17 protein-coding genes and 1 pseudogene are annotated in these 18,532 nt (G+C 57.5%); 8 read left to right on the top strand and 10 right to left on the bottom strand.

The features are described from left to right. Positions 1 to 41 precede the first annotated feature (41 nt). Complete coding sequence (locus R8871_RS37760; protein WP_175054991.1) at positions 42 to 758, top strand: TetR/AcrR family transcriptional regulator; 717 nt, start codon at positions 42 to 44, stop codon at positions 756 to 758. A 14-nt stretch (positions 759 to 772) separates the two neighbouring features. Here the strand turns inward: R8871_RS37760 and R8871_RS37755 are convergent, their stop codons facing one another. The 5 genes from R8871_RS37755 to R8871_RS37735 form a co-directional block, all read right to left on the bottom strand. Next, positions 773 to 1,561 (bottom strand): SDR family NAD(P)-dependent oxidoreductase, encoded by a 789-nt coding sequence (locus R8871_RS37755; protein ID WP_407673261.1) that lies wholly within the window; start codon positions 1,559 to 1,561, stop codon positions 773 to 775. Between the two features lie 108 nt (positions 1,562 to 1,669). Further along, positions 1,670 to 2,488 (bottom strand): molybdenum cofactor biosynthesis F family protein, encoded by an 819-nt coding sequence (locus R8871_RS37750; RefSeq protein ID WP_175054989.1) that lies wholly within the window; start codon positions 2,486 to 2,488, stop codon positions 1,670 to 1,672. Positions 2,489 to 2,554: 66 nt separating this feature from the next. Next, complete coding sequence (locus R8871_RS37745; protein WP_175054988.1) at positions 2,555 to 3,994, bottom strand: APC family permease; 1,440 nt, start codon at positions 3,992 to 3,994, stop codon at positions 2,555 to 2,557. A 127-nt stretch (positions 3,995 to 4,121) separates the two neighbouring features. Continuing rightward, a complete protein-coding gene (locus R8871_RS37740; protein ID WP_175054987.1) occupies positions 4,122 to 4,817 on the bottom strand; it encodes a response regulator transcription factor in 696 nt (231 codons plus the stop codon). A 108-nt stretch (positions 4,818 to 4,925) separates the two neighbouring features. Next, a complete protein-coding gene (locus R8871_RS37735; protein ID WP_175054986.1) occupies positions 4,926 to 6,437 on the bottom strand; it encodes an aldehyde dehydrogenase family protein in 1,512 nt (503 codons plus the stop codon). Between the two features lie 550 nt (positions 6,438 to 6,987). On the opposite strand from R8871_RS37735, the gene R8871_RS37730 reads away from it, so the two are divergent. Beyond that, positions 6,988 to 8,289, top strand: coding sequence for an NAD(P)/FAD-dependent oxidoreductase (locus R8871_RS37730; protein ID WP_175054985.1), 1,302 nt, complete (start codon positions 6,988 to 6,990; stop codon positions 8,287 to 8,289). Between the two features lie 111 nt (positions 8,290 to 8,400). Here the strand turns inward: R8871_RS37730 and R8871_RS37725 are convergent, their stop codons facing one another. Beyond that, a complete protein-coding gene (locus tag R8871_RS37725; protein ID WP_175054984.1) occupies positions 8,401 to 8,580 on the bottom strand; it encodes a hypothetical protein in 180 nt (59 codons plus the stop codon). Between the two features lie 200 nt (positions 8,581 to 8,780). Between R8871_RS37725 and R8871_RS37720 the strand changes: the two are divergent. From R8871_RS37720 to R8871_RS37705, 4 genes and pseudogenes are all read left to right on the top strand, one after another. Further along, positions 8,781 to 9,176 (top strand): annotated as a pseudogene (locus R8871_RS37720) (transposase); the annotation flags it as partial. Between the two features lie 635 nt (positions 9,177 to 9,811). Next, complete coding sequence (locus R8871_RS37715; RefSeq protein WP_175054983.1) at positions 9,812 to 10,138, top strand: hypothetical protein; 327 nt, start codon at positions 9,812 to 9,814, stop codon at positions 10,136 to 10,138. After that, on the top strand, positions 10,135 to 10,551 hold the full coding sequence (locus tag R8871_RS37710; RefSeq protein ID WP_175054982.1) for a hypothetical protein: 417 nt from the start codon (positions 10,135 to 10,137) through the stop codon (positions 10,549 to 10,551). The genes R8871_RS37715 and R8871_RS37710 overlap by 4 nt, the downstream gene beginning before the upstream one ends. Continuing rightward, on the top strand, positions 10,541 to 11,311 hold the full coding sequence (locus R8871_RS37705) for an ImmA/IrrE family metallo-endopeptidase (protein WP_175054981.1): 771 nt from the start codon (positions 10,541 to 10,543) through the stop codon (positions 11,309 to 11,311). Before R8871_RS37710 ends, R8871_RS37705 begins: the two co-directional genes overlap by 11 nt. A 334-nt stretch (positions 11,312 to 11,645) precedes the next feature. On the opposite strand, the gene R8871_RS38900 is transcribed toward R8871_RS37705, so the two are convergent. Both R8871_RS38900 and R8871_RS38630 read right to left on the bottom strand, forming a co-directional pair. Continuing rightward, a complete protein-coding gene (locus R8871_RS38900; protein WP_407673260.1) occupies positions 11,646 to 12,215 on the bottom strand; it encodes a GTP-binding protein in 570 nt (189 codons plus the stop codon). A 727-nt stretch (positions 12,216 to 12,942) separates the two neighbouring features. Then, a complete protein-coding gene (locus R8871_RS38630; RefSeq protein WP_246288052.1) occupies positions 12,943 to 13,305 on the bottom strand; it encodes a hypothetical protein in 363 nt (120 codons plus the stop codon). Between the two features lie 189 nt (positions 13,306 to 13,494). Between R8871_RS38630 and R8871_RS37695 the strand changes: the two genes are divergently transcribed. Next, entirely contained in the window at positions 13,495 to 15,159 is a 1,665-nt protein-coding gene (locus R8871_RS37695) for a sigma 54-interacting transcriptional regulator (protein WP_175054979.1), read from the top strand. A 178-nt stretch (positions 15,160 to 15,337) separates the two neighbouring features. Here R8871_RS37695 and R8871_RS37690 read toward each other — a convergent pair whose 3' ends face one another. Continuing rightward, on the bottom strand, positions 15,338 to 16,516 hold the full coding sequence (locus tag R8871_RS37690) for a tyrosine-type recombinase/integrase (RefSeq protein WP_175054978.1): 1,179 nt from the start codon (positions 16,514 to 16,516) through the stop codon (positions 15,338 to 15,340). 160 nt (positions 16,517 to 16,676) lie between these two features. Between R8871_RS37690 and R8871_RS37685 the strand changes: the two genes are divergently transcribed. Continuing rightward, positions 16,677 to 17,702, top strand: coding sequence for a DNA-binding protein (locus tag R8871_RS37685; protein WP_175054977.1), 1,026 nt, complete (start codon positions 16,677 to 16,679; stop codon positions 17,700 to 17,702). A gap of 202 nt (positions 17,703 to 17,904) precedes the next feature. Here R8871_RS37685 and R8871_RS37680 read toward each other — a convergent pair whose 3' ends face one another. After that, positions 17,905 to 18,336 (bottom strand): hypothetical protein, encoded by a 432-nt coding sequence (locus tag R8871_RS37680; protein ID WP_175054976.1) that lies wholly within the window; start codon positions 18,334 to 18,336, stop codon positions 17,905 to 17,907. Positions 18,337 to 18,532: the final 196 nt, after the last annotated feature.

Raw genomic sequence — 18,532 nt, 5'->3', positions numbered from 1 at the left:
GCGAGAAAATAGGCGCTCGAAAACGCGTTATGGAGCAGTGAATGCCCCGCAGTGTCGCCAATGCACGGCTGGTTGCCAATGATTCAAAATCCGCACTGCACACCGGTGCTTCGGTCGATAGTTCGACGGAGATACCAGCCGCGCGGGTGTCGAACAAACGCGGACGCGACACGACCGCACGCATTCTGACGTTGGCCGCCGACATGCTTTCGGAAGAGGGGTACGGCGAGCTCACCATGCGCAAGGTCGCGGGCGCCGCAGGCATTAGCCTGTCGAACCTTCAGTTCCACTTCAAAACGCGCGAAGACTTGCTCGGTGCAGTGATCACTCAGCTCACATCCGAGTATCTCGTGCAGTTCGAGGCGGTTGAACAAGACACGAGGCTCAGTCCGACCGGGCGTCTGGAAACCGTCGTGCGGAACTCGGTCGCCGAGCTCAAGAAGCCGCGAGTGCAGTCCGTCTTCTTCAACATCTGGGCTCTCGCGCAGACGCAGGGTTTCGCACGCGAGATCGTAGACCGCATTTACAAGGCGCAACGTAGCGTCTTTTCTCGTTTCGTTGCCCGGATCAACCCGGCTCTCACCGAGCAGGAATGTATGTTGAGAGCGGCACTCATTGCATGCCAGATTGAAGGAATAATGATCCTTATTCCTCAGCGTACATCGTTCCCACGCGATCTCAAGGGTATTGAAGCCGAGTTGGCGCGTGCGGTGATGTCTCTGGCTACGGCGCCCTCGAATACGGCTGATAGGAAGTGAAGCGATTCATCGGTTCATAAACGATCGAACACTAGAGTCGGCACGTCAACGATGGATGAACCACCATCGGCGACTAGCACGGCACCCGTGATGATTGCGGCGGCCGGCGACGCGAGAAAGGCGCAAACACTCGCGATCTCCTCCGCACTTGCCGCACGTCGTAACGGCACATCAGCACATACGCGTTGGTACGCGTCATCAAGCGAGCAACCGTAACACTGCATCAGCGGTTGCATCTCTTCGTCAGCCATTGGTGTGCGAACCCACCCTGGGCATACGGCATTGACACGTACTCCGGAAGGACCGTAGTCACGCGCCAGCGACTTGACCAGGCCGAGCAGCGCATGCTTCGCGGTGGTGTAGCCGCACATGGCCGACGCCGCTGCCAGCGACGAGATCGACCCGACGCACACGATCGATCCATTGCGCTTTATCAACCCGGGCAGACAGGCGCGCGCGCCCACAAACGCAGTATCAAGATTCGCACGCAACGCTGCCGCCCAGGCGTCGTCTGTTGTTTCCAGCGCAGTACCGGCTCCGAGCCCTCCAGCGCACGCAATCAACGCATCAATGCCGCCCTGATCATCCAGCTGCTCCATGAACCTCGACCAGTCACTCTCCTTCGATGCATCACCTTCGAGTATCAGACCGCCGGTTTCTGCAGCCACATCCTCCAGTGGAGCGCGCCGTCTGCCTACAAGCGCAACGCACGCACCCTGGGAAGCAAAAAGCCGCGCGCACGCTTGTCCAACTCCCGTTCCGGCACCAGTAATAACAACGTTCCGAGTCTGCACCATCTCGATACCCCAACGAGCCGAGTCATCTCAGTCGTCTTGCGACGCGCGTAAGCCGCCCTCACACCGGTGAGGGCGGCGCCCGATTACGTAAGTCTTACCTGCGACACCGCCCCATTACTCGGAGAATGAACTGGGGTAAGTAGTTTCGTTGAGAAGTGTGGCCTTCGATCCAAAGGTCAAATGAACCATCCGGTTGGGCTTCGGATCCCAGCAGAAGAACCGGCCTGTCGAACGCATCCTCTCGAAATCGATCACTACGATTGACTCGACGGGCATGATCGTTTCGGTCCAGAAGAGAATCGTCAGGCCCGGTGCCACGTCAAAATAGGCGCATTTCTCGACATCGGCCAGGCCCGTCTCGGCGCCGTTGACACAGTGCCATGCCATCTGCTCGCGTCCCAGATAGACGTGTTCGTACCAGTCGTCAGAGCTGTAGCGGTACAGCACGCGTTTGCCGACGAGAGATGCTGATTGCGTGATCGGTTCATTTGCCGGTTTGCCTTCCACCGTCGCGGTCACGAAAGCGGTCTTCGTACGTTTCTCGCCATCCCGATCAAAAAAGGACGATACGGCGGCGAAGACGTTGCCGCTCGCAAGCTTCCAGACAAGCGTAACGGCCTCGTCGAAACCATCCTTATAGAAATCCACGAAGATGATACCTGGTCTTACCTCCATCGCTTCATAAGAGTGGGACGCGGACATTCCAGTGCCCTCGCCCTCGAGAATGGTCCATGTAAGCGTCTTCTCGTCGACGAAATGGTGTTCGATCAACCATCCATTTTCGAAACGGAGGGACGCTTTAGTCCCGGCGAGTACAGACGTCTGGGGATACTTGTGTTCGGCAAATCCCTCCGCCATCTCTTCGAGCGTCGGCCAGTTTTCCACTGGCACGTACTTTTGGTCCATCACGGTATCGGCAATGCTGTAGTTCATGTTCAATCTCGTATGAAAGGTGTTTCGATGAAGGTAGCTAAACAATCTATTTTGGAAGTATGTCGATCAGGCCTCGTCCAGAATCCTTCCCAAGCCGCTATACAGTTGTGGGCGTGCGGATTTAAGCCAATATGCGAACAGCGCTCCAACGACACCGACAGCAAACGTCATCCACGGCAGCGATTCGGATACCCAGGTAGTTGTGCCCGTAATCAGTGAGACGTTCTTGACGATCTCATAGAGACAGGCGGTCAATCCAATCGCGCTGATCGCCGGTGCGATGAGTCTGCGCCAGACCGAGATGCTGTGATGATCACGGGAGAAAAAGCCGATCACTGCGAGAGCGGTCAATGCCTGGACCGCCACAATGCCAATCGCCGCGGGAACGCTTGCAAGCGGAACGACGACAAGCATGGCGTCTGCCCCTGCGATGCCCGATGCTGCAATGATCACGATGCCGACAGCAATTTGCACGATGCCGGCGATGTGAGGCGTTTGTTGCACGGGATGCAATTTGGCGAAGCGTGACCAGATGATGCGCTCACGTCCCAACGAAAAGAGATAACGCGACGAAGTGTTGTGAAAGCTGATGAGCGCCGCCAGCAAACTCGTAATCATCAGTACGTTCGTCACGTCCGCAGCGCCACTCCCGAGGTAGCGTTCCGTAATGACGAACCACATATCTCCCGGATTTTTTGTCGCCTGTTCGAGTGCCTGCGGAATACCGTAAGCGTTCGTCACTAGCCATACGGAGGCGGCATACAGCACCAGGATGATCGTTACCGCCGCGTATGTGGCCCGCGGAATCGAACGGGACGGATCTCGGGCTTCTTCGGCATAAATAGCCGTCGTCTCGAACCCCATGTAACTACCCACGACGAATACGATCGATGGCCCGAAGCCGTGCGAGAACACCGTCGCTGGCAGGAATGGTGCGACCGAAACAGCGCTGGCCCCGTTTTTAGCGATAATCGTGCCATCGAGCACGAGGATGATTAGGACTTCGGCGAGCATCAACGCAAACAGTACACGTCCGCTGAATTCGATATTTTTGTAACCGAAATAGAACACGATCACCATCGCGCCCAATGCGCAGACCCACCACGGAATATCGATCGCAAAATGAGCATGGATCCCGTAGCTGAGGAAAAAACCGATCATCGCGTAACAGGCGATGAGCATCCCGTTATATGCGAGGATCGCCAGAAAGGCGCCGCCAATTCCACACGGGCGACCGAGTCCATGAGCAATGTAGGCATAGAACGCACCCGCATTACGGATATGCCGGCTCATCGCACAAAAGCCCACGCTGAAGATGAGATAAAGCACGCCGATGACAACATAGGTCCCAGCCGCGCCTGCGCCATTACCTAAGCCAATGGCAAGCGGCGCGCCGCCTACGAGCGCAGTCAGCGGTCCGTTCGTGGCGATTACTAAAAACACGATGCTGATCCAGCTGAGTGCATCTTTCCTGAGGGAGGTATGGTCCCTGTCTTGGTTCGGCATCTTCGTCTCCTGATTTCCTATGTCATCCAAAGCGGAGTCTGTGAACTCTCGCGTTTGCTTACGAGTTAGTAATCCTTCATTTCAAACCTGACCGTCCTGCTGAGCCAGCAGGAGGGTTACTCCTTTGTTATTGACTCAGCATCAGACTGACCAGCGCCGTCCGGTTTGTCACGGACGTCTTCCCGAATATCTGCAGCAGATGAGTTTTTACCGTGGCTACGCTTATATGAAGCGACGTTGCGAGATCTCCGTTGTTAAAGCCCTTACACACGAGCTCCACGACCTGAGCCTCTCGCTTTGATAGTCCGTACCGCGCCATCAGGCTGTTCATGCCGCCGCGTCTGCCACCGCCCGTCAGCGCTGCGAGGTTGAACAGGATGTACGGATGCAATGCCCGAGCAGTGTTGAAGATCGATTCGGCACTCGACGCGTCACATCCCTTCGGCAAGCACACGCTCATCCCGGCATGCAGTCCAGGCCCAGGTTTAAATACAAGCTCGACTATGTTGGATATATGAAAGGACGAAAGGAACCGCCGGTACTCGATATGCGAGACGTTTTCCGTCAAATAATCGGACAGAAACGCGACGTCGGCCTCGGGGAACTCATTCATGTTTTCGTCAAACGGATCGTAGCGGTACATTTCATCGAGATACAGACGGTGAAATGCATCTGGCAATCCGCGTCGTTCAAAAAGATTGAACGTCGAGTCGACGTCACGAATGTATAACGCAAGGTTCTCCGCGCCAGTCATGCGTGTGAAACAGCTCATCGTCTCCTCAATGAACCGTTCAATCGTCGAGTAATGTCCGACCTCGATCATGATGAATTCCTGCACAGAAAGAAAGATTTGAGACCGCTCAACCATGTGACCCGCTCGCGTGGCCGTCAATGTAGCGCGATCTCTTGTCAACCAGTACCCTGTCTCCCGTCAGCGCGGAACAGGGATGCAAACCGACTTGAGCTCTGTGTACTGCTCAATCATCTGGCGTCCGTGTTCACGTCCGATGCCCGACTGCTTGAAACCTCCGAACGGCAGGTTAGGATCAACCGGGATGTGACTGTTGACCCACACCGTGCCGGCCTCAAGTGCCTGTATGCCGCGCAGCGCGGAGTTCAGATCGTTCGTCCACACGCTCGCGGCCAAACCATTGCGCGATGCGTTCGAAAGAGCCACGGCTTCTTCGAGATCCGCGATCGGCGTGACACTGATCACCGGCCCGAAAATTTCGTCGCGGACAGATGGATTTTCAGCATCTGCATTGATGACTAGTGTCGGCTCAAAGTAGAAACCACTGCGGTCCGGACGGCGGCCACCGGTCACGATCTCAGCAGTTCTACCGGCTGTCTCGACCAATGCAGCGACCCTGTCGACATGCGCACGGGAAACAAGTGGTTGGATGTCCGCCGAGGGATCCAGACCGGGTCCCAGCTTAAGGCCCTTCATGGCACCGGCAAGGTCCGCGACAAACCGATCGTAGATGGAACGATGTACATAAAGACGTGACGCGGCCGCACATACTTGACCTTGATTCAGGAAGCATGCGCCCATCAGTCCTGGCATTATTTGCGGGAGATCGACGTCAGACAGAACAATGAGCGGATTCTTTCCTCCCAGCTCCAGAGCGAATCGCGTCATGTTTTGCAGCGCGGAAATCCCGATACGGCGTCCGATTTCCGTTGAACCCGTAAAGGTAATCTTGTTGACGTCAGGATGCTCGACCAACGCCGCCCCCGCGTCGCGACCATAACCAGGTACGACATTCACCACTCCCGGTGGTATCCCGGCCTCAATTACCAGTTCTGCAAGGCGCAACGCTGTTAGCGGGGTATCCTCCGACGGTTTGACGACGATCGTGCAGCCGCACGCGAGCGCTGGCGCAATTTTCCAGAGGGCGATCATCATTGGGAAATTCCACGGCACGATCGCGCCGACCACCCCGACAGGCTCGCGCAATGTAAAGCCGAGATTCCGAGTGTCGGGAGGAATAGGAATGGAAAGATCGAGCGTTGATCCCTCAATCTTCGTCGCCCATCCTGCCATATAGCGCACATATTCGACTGAGCCTGCGACATCGATCGCGCGGGTGTGATTGATGGACTTTCCCTGGTTTATCGACTCCAGCTGCGCCAGCTCCTCGCCGTGCGCTTCGATCAACTCCGACAAACGAAAAAGGCAGCGTTCGCGGTCGGCGGGGCGCAGGTCGCGCCATACGGGCAAAGCGCGGCGGGCGCTAGAGACAGCGAGACGCACGTCATCTTCCTTTGCTGCGATTGTTCGGCTGATGACGTTCCCGTCTGCGGGGTTATAGACGTCAATGAGACGGTCAGTAGACAGCGTCACCGATTTGCCATCGATAAACGCACCATGCGTCCTCTTGAGGAAGGCAGTAACTTGCGGCAGGACCTCAACAAGTTGAGCGCTTGGCGTTTCGTGCAGCATGATGTCTCCGTCAGTAACTAGGTCGATAGACCTATTTATAGATTGTGATGATCTGGAAAGCAATCCTGGGCAAAACCCGCATACCGATCACTGTTCATTACAAAAAGCACGGATGATCGTGTATTTGGTGACCAGATTGAGGCGCTTTCGATCGACCAACGGGCCGCCCAGATCGAACTGCTTCTTACGAAAACGGGGTACGGGACGATTGAGGGCGGGATGAGGAAAACAGCTGTGGACGAGGTTATGCGCGTGGCGAACGGTACGCATCAACCGAAAGAATGATCGCCGACGATCTCCCGGCGAGTCAGGTTACTCTGCTGATCATCCAACGAAGGCGGAAACGCTCGCGCTGGCTCTCGCGGGGCGTTCAATAAAGACGTCCCGCGCTGCGCGTAAACGCTTATATGAGCCGTTGCGCGCTCCGTTCAATACTATGTCATATGACCTAGTCTGAGAGCGGGCGCGAGGTAAATTTTTGACTGGCTCGTTTTAACCCCACCGATGCTGTGCGATACACGATCCAGTCTTGATTGGAGAGGAGATACCCGTGCTTTCAGTTGAATCGCCCACCACGTATTACACGATGACCCGCAAATATCACGATCGTTATGACACTCTCGAGGAAGATATCGAGGCCGATGTGGTTATCGTAGGCGGCGGGTTCTCGGGTATAAACATCGCGCTGGAACTGGCCGAGCGAGGGATTACGAATGTCGTGGTGCTGGAGGCAAACTATCTCGGCTTCGGTGGATCGGGCAGAAACGGAGGCCACGTGATGGCCGGCATCGGGCACGATCTGGAAAAGATCCGCAAATATGTCGGGACGGACGGCGTAGAGGCAATTTTCAGCATAAGCGATCAAGGCGCCAGCACCATCCAGCGTCGAATTGATCGGTACGGGATCGACGCAGACTTCCGACGCGGCTACGGATACCTCGCATTCAATCAGCGTCAGGCGAAGCTGTTGCAGAAGTGGGAGAAGGAGTTGCGCGGGCTTAACCCTAACGAGGAGATCGCCTATCTTGAGGGTGCAGAGCTGCGGCGTATCTTGGGATCTGATGCTTACAGCGCGGGCCTGATGCACATGGGGAACGGGCATATTCATTCGCTCAACCTGCTTTTAGGCGAGGCGCGCGCAATCACCAGCTTGGGTGGTCGTGTGTACGAGAACTCACCCGTGGTCGAGGTTACCTACGGCAAGACTATTAAAGTCCGAACGGCAAAAGGTTCGGTGAAAGCGCAAAAAATCTGCTTTGCATGTGGCGCCTTTATTAACAGGCTGGAGCCTCAACTCGACAAGACGATTATTAGCACCTATTCGTTCCAGCTTGTCACTGAACCGCTGTCCGACGAACTTATTGAGCAAATTAGTCCGATCCGAGGTGCATTCACCGATGTACGGCCTGCTATCGACTATTACCGCGTGACGAACGAGAACCGGCTCCTATTTGGCACCGTGACGCATTTTCTGGAGTACATCCCGAAAGATTTCAAGAAATACAACAGGGATGCGATGCTCCGGATCTTCCCATACCTAAAGGACGTCAAAATTGACCTCGGTTGGGGCGGCCCAATGGAATGCTCCTCGACGCTTTTTCCCCAGATCGGGACCCTGCCGGACCATCCGAACGCGTTTTTTGTTCAAGGGTACTCAGGCTTCGGTGTCACACCCAGCCATGTCGTCAGCCGCGTCCTCGTAGACGGGATGACGAGCGGTTCGCACGAATGGGACGTCATGAGTTCCATTCCTCGCGCACGCGTGATCGGCAAGGAACACCTGCGCACCGCAATCTGCACCCTTGGTAAGGTGACGCACCAGTTGCACGGGTATTTCAATGGACGCCGGTAGGCGGTGCGCAACGGATCAACGGGTATGGCGCCTGCTGACAACTGCCCTTTCCCACATATGAACTAAGCGCGGCCCGCCGCATCTCCAGCGAGCTTTCTTGCGGTTCCTGCATCAAGTCGTTTCTCCCTCCTCGGTTTCTGATAAGTCGCGCTGCAGACCGCCTAGTTCGCGAAGCTCAGTGACGCCTTCGGTGTCCGACTCCAACGCGGCTTCTTCTCCTGGGGCAATCTGCGAATCGTTGACGGTATCGCCGTCAATGATCACGCGGATCGGGTTTTCTCCTTCATTCATGATCGCGACTTTCGTTACATACCTCCATAAGCGATAGAACTGCAATGAGGAGACATTGTCGATCTCCGACGCTATCGTAAACGTCGCTCAACACCTTCTGGAGGGAATTTTTATGAACCTCGCACATCCTTTGGATAACGAACCAGACGACGAAAGCGGCTGCGTCACAGCATGGCATAATACGTATTAGTACAAGTTAAGCCAACCACCGCCTGCTCAGTCTGAACGACGGGCATGTGACGTTTCGCTGGAAGGACTATCGCCATCCGGGAAGACCACGCGCAATGCGTCTTCACGCTCACGAGTTCCTGCGCCGCTTCCTGCTGCACGTGCTGCCGCACGGGCTGCAACGGATCCGCCACTACGGGCTGCTCAGCAACCGGTTGCGCGCGACCCGCATTGCCGCATGCCGGCATCTGCTTGGCGTACCGCCCGCCGAAACCCGCGTGACGTCCAGACCTGATTACCGCGACCGTTACGCCCAGTTGACAGGCCGCTCGCTGCGCGACTGTCCGGTCTGCAGAAACGGTCACATGGTCTGCGTCGAATGCCTCCTGCCAGGCGCGTCACCCCGGGCACCTCCGAACGACCCATGAAGCCCGCATCGCCACCGCTGGCACGCCGGAACCGGCACGTCCTCACGGGTCGGCTGGACGCACATGTCCAGTGCGGTCCCATCCTGCCGTCAACGAGCGGCGTAACCTCTTCGCTGAGCACCGCAGCCGCACGTTCCTGGCCAGTCGTGCGCCCCGACCGTCCCGTATCCACGCTTCAATCCCCGCATCCGATCGTCACAACCATCGCGACGCCGATTCAATTCCCATAACCACCGTCAGTGGAGCGGTTTAGCTCAACGAATTGTTAGCGGAACGAGAACGGCCCGCTCGCCGCGCCTGCGATCAACGCATTGCGCCGTTCCCGTTCCGCTAACAATCCTCTGGGTTATCGCGGCAAACCTCGGCGAGGCGTTGTGGAGCAGGGGGCTCGAAGCGGTGTCGGCGCGATTTTGCAACGTGCAGGGCACGGGAGGCCGCTGGTCGGCCATTGCGGACGCTCAGGTGTCGTTATTCATGAGGCGGTTATCAGCCGCTCTTCTGCCATCGGATTTTCCCTACCGCGAACATCGGCTTTCACCGCATTCGGATGTGTACTCCGGACCCTCGTCTGTTGACCTTTGAGTGGTCTCTGGTTGTGTCGCTCAAGAACTCGCCTGACAGACCCACGAGTCGCATTGATCGTAGGGAAAACAGAGGACGAAGGGATTGTGACCCGGTCTCACCGCAGACTATCTACGCATTCTTTCAATGTCGTCGAGCAGGCGCTAGAGATCGAAGAAACAAACGAGCGGCAAGCTCGCGCCGTCGCTGACGCTGCACTCATTGACGCTCATTTCGCGAACGACGAGGAAATTCAGTTCCTTATCATGGGCGATAAGGACGGCATGAAGCCTAGCGAAATCCGCGCCGTCTCAGGCATGGATCAAACCGCATACGATACTGCCCGGCGAAGGTTCCGCCGAGGGCTCAACACCTTGATGCCGGGCAGGAGGAAATCATGAGGCAGTCCAAGGAAAACAGGGAGATCGGCTTTATCCGCGCCAAGGCGTTGGACGACCTCGCCGCAACTAGTGACGAAGAAATCAGGAACGAATATCGTGAAGCTGGACAAGACATCGCGGCGGTGGCCAGGCAAACACGTGACACGCTTCGAGACGTGGTCGCGGCGGGCATGCGGGCAAAGCTCGCTTCTGCCAAGGCAGCGACCAAGGCTTCCGCTGCAACCCCACCTATCAATCGGGCGCGCCCAGCAATGGAACGACTCAAGGAGATCGTGGCCGAGACGTTCATGCGCGAACCAAGAGTCGCTATGGCGTTTCGGGACGGCAAAAAGCAGACAGATGAAGACTTGGCCACGGTCTACGACGATTTGGTGAGGATGGGAATTATCAAGCCGGAAGACCATGGCGATTGATCATTCAATGCTCAGCCCCGCTGAAAAGCTGCTCTGGCGATACGGAGTACGCGACTCCTCCCACATCGATTTGGAGGCCATCGCGAACTACCGGGGAGCTGAGGTCGTCTATCGTCGCCTGTGTGGGTGCGCTGCGCGCCTGGTCGCAGCTGGCAACAACGCGGTGATTAGCGTCGATACAGGATCTTATCCTCGCCGCCGGCGCTTCTCGCTGGCCCACGAATTGGCGCATTGGATTTGTGATAAAGATCGCGGCTCTTTTCTGTGCGCTAACGGAGACATCGGCCCTCAAAACGCCGAAGCGAAGAACGTCGAGGCCTACGCAAATGGATATGCGAGCCAATTGATCTTGCCCAGCTTCTTGGTAGACCCGTGGGTCGAAGGCAAGCGGATCAATCTGGACACTGCAAAGGCTCTTGGCGACGATTTCGACGCCAGCTTAACCGCCTCAGCGATCAAGGTAGCCAGACGCGCCCAAGCCCAAACCTGCGTTGTCTGCCACAACCAAACTAAACGGATATGGAGTCAGAAAAACCTCTCATTTCCGCACGATTTTTATGTCAAGCAGGAGCTGCACCAAGACACCGATGCGTTTTCAATGGCGTTTGGGAAAGGAAACGGATTATCCAGACCCGTAAGAGAGGCCGCTGACCGCTGGCTCCAAGGCCCCGGGGCCTATCGACGAACCGTGGAGACTCAGTCCCTTAAACTGCCCGATGACACTGTCCTGACGATGATCACCCTGCTTGCCGATAAATAACTAAATTGGGCCGCCTGTTTGCACGGGGAACCCGTCAGTGACGCGACGCACATGACTGGCAGCAATACCATGCGAAGAGATCGTTGATCTTTCGCACACCGCCGGTCTGTTCAGGGTCGAAAAAACCCATTCGCGATTCTAGAAAGCCGACATTCGCCGCCATCCAGCGGCGAATGTCGGCAAATCTATCTGGAACAGTCGCTCCTTCGTCGGCCGGTGAACGTCTGCAAAGGCCGAAATACTCGCGCTTACCTTCCGGCGCTTCGAGCGATCTCATTCCAATGAAAAACGGATAGCGACCGATAGTTCAAACCGACGCTATCCTCCCGTGAAGCTATTTCAGGTTCGCGCGCAACGCGTCGACGACATCCGCCTTGCCCGCATTCTCCAACTCCGTGAATACCCAGTTCAACACTTCATCTCGGCCTTTGGCTGCGACGCCCAGGCGTGGATCGGGGTCGAAAATCGTCCTGATGATCGTCACGTCGGTCCCGAAGCGTTGGGCCGCGGCCGCATAGAGGCGCTCCTCGTCTGCCTTGGTGCGAACGAGATCGCACTTGTTCAGACAGACGAGCACGGGCCGGTTTTCCTTGCGAACTTTCTCAAGCATCGCGATTTCGACGCCGGAAATCCCGCTGTTGATGTCGAAGACGGCGATGAACACGTCGGTATGGCGCAGCATCTCATCCGTTCGGCTATTTACCGACGTGCGGTAGTCATGAAACCCCGGATAGTTGATGACTTCTGCAGTGCCCGTGTCGCCGAGCGGAAAATTAGACGCTGTCGCGGTCGATCCGGCGATCGGATCGATCTCGGCGGAAATCCGGAACACGTGGGAGAGCAGCGAGTCCTTACCGGCGGATCCTGAGCCGACCACACCGACATTCACACGGTTGATCAGCATCTGCCGCAACATTGCGACATACACGACCGCCGGAACGGTTTTGCGGAAGGCGGGCCCGGCTAGATCGTATGCAAGCCATGCGCCGGTCGCGATCCATCCGATCGGCCCGAGCATCGTTCCGACCACGCGCGTGATGGCGGCGTTGGCCGCGAAACTTAGGCCGCTGCCGAGCAATGCGCGAGCGATCATATTGGCGATCACGACGCTGAACCGGTATGTCGCGAAACCGCCGAATTCCCGGATCAACTGTTGGACCAGGATCGCCGCGCCGCCTCCGATCGCATAGTTTTTGACGTCGAGATTCATCGACTGGAACAGGGCTCTGCGCTCGTCCATTGTCATTTGTTCGAGGCTGTCCGCAAAGAGTTTTTCGAGGATTTTGGCCTCGTTAACTTCGACGGGCCCGCCTTCCGACGCTCCTTTCGCCTTGATTTTTTCCGCGACGTCGAAGACGACTTCTTCATACGCCACGCCTTCGCCTCGAAAGATTGTGGCTATGTCGTTGCTGCCCATACGGCGCAGGTGATGGGCGATTTCCTCGGCCGCCGCGCGCGACCGGAGGTCTTTGGTTTTTGGTCCGAACTTGAGGTATTTGAGCAGCGGCTCGAGATCGGTGACTGACAGCCGGGCAGTGCGATAAACGATGTCGGTCAGTTCCAAGGGACTACGTTGCGACATTTTGATTTCTCCGTTTGCGTGTGAAAGTCTTGTTTTCTGGTAGTGAATCTCAGGAAAAGTTAAAGACGAGCGTATTGTCGTCGCCGCGCTTGTCGATAGTGATGCGCAGGTGCGAGCCGAGATAGCCGACGGCCGCTCCTGCTGCGGCGCCCAATGCCACCCCTGCAAACCCTGCGAAGCACCCGCCGATCGCCGCGCCGGCGAGCAAGCCGCCGCCGACAAACAGTCCGATGCGCTCTTCATCCGGCTTCACAAAGACCACGCGGATCCCGTTCTCGCGTGCGAAGGCTTTGATGTACTCGAGAGCTTCACGCATGAGTTCCGGTGGAATCGAGAATTCTGCGTCAGCACGCGCACGAAGAAACGCGATCAGTTTGACGAAGTCCTTGAGGTTCGAGATCGAGATTGCCATGTTGTACTCCAGAGATTGGTTAAGTGTATGTTGCGACCTCTCTTATGCGTGAAGTGTGCCAGCATCGCATCGATAAAATTTTCGTTAAAAAACAACATGTTATGAAATATAAAATTTAAATTTTTGCTGATGATATGGCTTTTATGCTACGTTTATGATGTCATGATTTGATCAAAAATCAACGCGCGAATGTTTCGTACCATCTTGCTGGCTTTCACGAATCGTCATGCATCTCGGGTGCGCGGCATGCGGCCCGATCACACGTTTGTTTTTAAGGATGTGGGCGATGAACGCGCTGAAACTCTGCGATTGCCGGAGGAATCGGCAACGCCACTGAAGGACATCATTGCGCAAGCGCAGGCAGCCGAATGGCGAGCCTTGCTCGATTCGAGCGGTTCGCTGGGCTTTGAATCGGACGTCATCGATCGCTTGCACGAAAGCGCCCCCGCCGACCTCGCGAATCAAGCCGCGCTGCAAGAACTCCCACGGACGTTGTTTAAAGGCTTGATCCAGATCACGACTCGGCCGACCGTTTTCGTCGTCGACAACGAAGAGTTCGCTAATCGCAGGGACCAGCGTGCTGCGACGCGAGCATTGCAGCCGAAAGAAGCAGATACGGATCGCGATGAAGCTGTTCGCGAAGACCTGATCGACAGGGTCGGTCGTGAGCTTTCCCAAGACAAAACGCTCATGCTCGGCGGCCGCATCGCATTCGTGCCATTGCGCGCGGGCGCCAAGCAATCCCAGCGATATGAAGCGCTGACACGCAGGCTGCTCGCACAGATCACGTCGACGTCGATTTCGGAGAAGGCGCTCAGAGATGGGCCGGTGCTTCTCGTGGGCGAGACCGGCGCGGGAAAAACCGAGCAGGCGAGCGCGATCCATCAGGCGCTGATCGCGCACACGGGACGAACCGGGAGATTCGTTCCGGTCAACGTTGCTGCGATATCGCCGTCGCTCCTTGAGAGCAGATTGCGCGGACACCGCAGGGGAAGCTTCACCGGCGCAAACGAATCTCGGAATGGCTGGTTCAAGGAAGCAGACGAAGGAACGTTATTTCTGGACGAGTTCCAATCGGCGCCAGCGGAAATCCAACTCCAGCTGCTGGACCTGATGCGAGCCGTCTCCGACAACGTGCGGGTGTCGCAGATCGGAGACGAGGCAAATCCCAGTACGTACCGAGTCAAGCTGGTGCTTGCCACCAACGAGCCCGTCGAGAAACTTCGTACCGAGGCACGCTTGCGGGTCGACCTGTTCTATCGGATACGAACCCTGATCGAAGTGCGTCCGCTACGCAAACGGATTAGCGAGGAAGCGGAACTGCTCGAGAGCTTGTGGTGCCTGAATCGCTGGCGATCCAATGCGCCGTGGAACGACGAGGGTGCCAGCGATACGCCTTGGGGCGATCGGGATTTGAGGCTCGCTTTCGCGCCTGCGCTGACGATCGGAGCGAGGCAGGTGTTATCGGCTCATGACTGGCCCGGCAACCTGCGCGAATTCGAGCGGGTCTGTTTCGACGTCTTCTGGGAATACGACAGAACGAGTGGCATGGCGACTGACTGGACGGACGTGATCGGTCACGCGATGGGCTTGGATGTCGCCGCCCAACACGAGAGTTTGCCAGCGCTCGGAAGCCTCGACCGGGCCACGATCGACCGGCTGCGCGAGGCGGAACAAATATTGATCGATTGCCAGTTTATCGTACGTCGAGCCCAACCGATGCTGGCGAAGTTGAAGCTCAAGTCACCTCGCACGTTGAAGGCGTTTCTTTCGGCCAACCGACAATTCCTAGTGAGCCCGTTTTGGCAGCATGATTCGCGCGCTCGAAAGCTTCTGGATGATGGCGATGGATAACGCTGTTGGCATGAGCGAGTACGATTCCCGACGATCCGACGGGCGCTGCTGCGGTCGGGTATGCACTTGTCCATCCGGCTGAAAAGTGAATGGGTTGAACGCCCGATCTGGTTCCTCAAGCGGCCGTCCTGGCACACGCTGGCCAATGTCCGCAATGGCCGAACTCCAGTCGTCTGGACTACCAGTCAATGCGGTGCTTTTCTTCGGTTTCACGATGACGACGATCGTCGTCCGCGTGAAGATACTGACTGGTGGTCGTGAGCGAGGCATGCCCAAGATTGTCACGCACGAGTCGCAAGTCGACCTGCTGGTCCGCCATGTGCGATCCTGCGCTGTGCCGCAGCCAATGCGCTGACGCCTGCGCGAGCCGGTCAGCTCGCGGCGCGTGTGTTTCGCCGCGGGCACGCAGCACGTCGGCAGCGCCGCTGAAAACCTCCTTCACAATCCGATGCAACGCGGCGCGTGTCAGCGGTTTGAACGACTGGCCGATCGGCAGCACCAGGGGCGTGTCTTCGTCCGGCGAGGGTAGTGCCGGAAGCCCACGTTCACGGCGATACGCGCCCAGCTCCGCCATCATTTCTGCGGTAGCCGGCACCAGCCGCTCCTTGCCACCTTTGCCCAGTACTTCAAGCCACCAGCGATCTTCACCGTTTGCGTCCCGGCGCCGGAAGAATCGCCCCATCGTGTTTTCGCCTACTTCAGTAATGCGCAGGCCGCCTAGATAGAGCAGGGTGAACAGCCAGCGCACGCGCGCGTAATGTTCGCGCTCGCGGTCCGTTTCTTTCGGCATCGCCTGAATCCAGGTTTTGACCTCGAGCCACAGTTCAGGTGACAGATAGCGGGTGATCCGCGGCTTTGCGTGCCGCGCGCGCTGACGCGCCAGCGACAGCGGATTGCCGGCCAGATACCCCGCCTGCACCAGCCACGCGAACATCACGTTAAGAATCACCATCGCCTGGCGCTGGCTGGACGTGGAGAGCGCACCATAAAACGGCCGCCAGCGCGTGTCGTTGCGTGGATGTTTGCGACCGCTACTGGAGCACCATCGCATGGCCGGTTGTGGATCCGCGAGAAAGTGCTGATAGAGGATGAGGTCTTCGTGAGTCAGCGATGACAGCGGCTTGCCCATCTGGAGGACGGACCACAGCAGCAGGCGTTCGGCTTCCTTGCGGTAGTTGTCGAAAGTGGTTTTCGTATCGACAAAGCGGGCGAGCCATGCGCGGACCGCGTCGAGATCGTTGCCGGCCGCGATCTGGGCGATGCCGCTTCGCGCGCGATTCCTGCCTGCATTGCCGTCCAGTTCAGGCGGGATCGTCAGGCTTTCGATGGGCTGCGGAGGCAGCAGCAGGGCGCTCATGGAGTGGTTTGAAGCTGATAGAGGTGTCGTGCGTTTGCCGTAGTCAGTGACACGGATAATATCGACATTATAGCCATAATGTCAAAATTAACGCGTACGTAGATTGGATACTTGACGGTTTACGTTATATTATTAATTGAATTTCGCTGAAACCGCTCCCATGTCCGACGTCCTGCCCGACGAAACCCGCCTCGCCGCCGAAATCGACCGGCTGAAGGCCGCATTCCCGAAGACCCGCGAGCTGTACCGCGAAGTCTGCGCGCTGCTGTTCTTCCGCTTCGGGATCACGCCGACCGCGAACCGGCTGTACCAGCTGGTGAAGCGCGGCAGCATGAGTACGCCGACTCAGGTGCTCGGGGAGTTCTGGGTCGAGTTGCGCGAGAAGAGCAGGGTGCGGATCGAGCATCCCGATCTGCCGGCGGAGTTGCAGGCGGCTGCCGGGGAACTGGTCGCGACGCTGTGGACGAAGTCCACCACGTCAGCCCAGGCGGCGCTCGCGGCGCTGCGGACTGATGCCGAGGCAGAGAAGGCTAGCGCGCGCAACGAGGTAGCCTCGCTGCAGGCCGAACTCGCGAGGACCGAAACGGCACTCGAGCAGCGCACCGGCGCGTTGCTGGCGGCACAGGTGCGCATTCAGGAGCTTGAGCAGGCGCAGGCCGCGGGGGAGGCGACGCGTCAGGCGCTCGAGACCGAAATCGCGCGACAGCAGGACGAGATCGGCGCGCGCGATCGGGCACTGGTGCAGGCGAGGGCAGATTTTTCGGGTGAGCTAGAAAAGCTTCGAGCCTGTGCCAACCTGGCAGAAGAGCGATTACGGGCAGCCGAGAAGCGTGTGCTGCTCGATGTCGACCGTGAACGGACTGCCAGCGCTCGCCTCCAGAAGGAACTGGATGCAGCCGTGCACAGGGCGGAACAGGGCGACACCCGGCACCGGGAGGAAATCCAGGTGCTGCAGGTTCAGCTTGGCGACGCGCGTCATCTCGCAGGCGTCGTGGAGGGGAATCTGGAAGCGCTTCGCAGTTCGAATGCGGCATACGTCAGGGAACTCGAGACATTGAGATTGCGACTCGCGACTACCGTCGCGAACCAGGCAGCGACGCGGAAGCGCCCGCCATCCTCCGCCGAGACCAACAGGCCTCGCCGCGCAGCACCTAAGGTCGCGACGAGGAAGCGATCGTCATCCTGACTTTGTGTCGGCCCGTAACGTCGCTGGACCAATGCAATCGGGCGGCCGCCGCAGTGCCCACCGGGTTTTCCGAGGAAAGTGAGGCACAGCGGGCGATATATTGGAAAGGAGAGCCCAACGTTTTTCTCTCGTAACAGGCTCGATTTTCGAGCGTATTCCGAGAAAGGAAACATTGCGTGTTCTTCGCTTTTCGCAAAGCGCGTCATGGAGCGCCAACGCGCCGCAAAAGAACCGGTATTGGCCTGCCAGTCACGAGCGCGATCATCACATGACTGGCACGTTCTGGTGCGCTTTTCAATTGCAGGCGGCAGAACGCTTGAGCGATGTTCTGGATGCACGCTATGTCGGTGCTAGCCAGGACTCGAGGAGGGAAAAATCCTTGAATTTGCTCGTCGGTGCTGTCGACGTACCCGCATCCCGTCCCACAAGAGATAGCTGCCCAGTCCTTGTGGGGCAGTTTTCCAACAGCGACCCACTTATCCCCGGAACGCGATAACTTAAAAAACACACCTGCGGGAGCCTGGTTCGGGCCGAGCCATTCGTACGTGCCGGCGTCCGCATCCGATACCCGCGCCGCAGATGCGACGGATGAGGCGACCAGCACCGCAAGCATGAAAGCAGCTCTTTTTGCCATCCTTATATTCATACTGCCTCGTCCGGATTTCGAGCGGGCTAAGATCTGAGCCCCGTTTATGCTCTATGACATCAAGCTGATATTCCGGAGATTTTCAAGGTAGTTGTCGCCTCAACGTTTAGATTTCAGGCGGCCTTTCGCTCCTGGTTATCGCGCTGCGGAGTGCCTGCCAGGCTGTCGGTTCGATCCGGGTTCA

Origin of the sequence: Paraburkholderia sediminicola (assembly GCF_902859805.1) — a bacterium.
GTDB classification, from domain to species: Bacteria; Pseudomonadota; Gammaproteobacteria; order Burkholderiales; family Burkholderiaceae; genus Paraburkholderia; species Paraburkholderia sediminicola.
The sequence above is the reverse complement of the archived record's forward strand: the minus strand, read 5'-3'. Positions and strand labels throughout refer to the sequence as shown.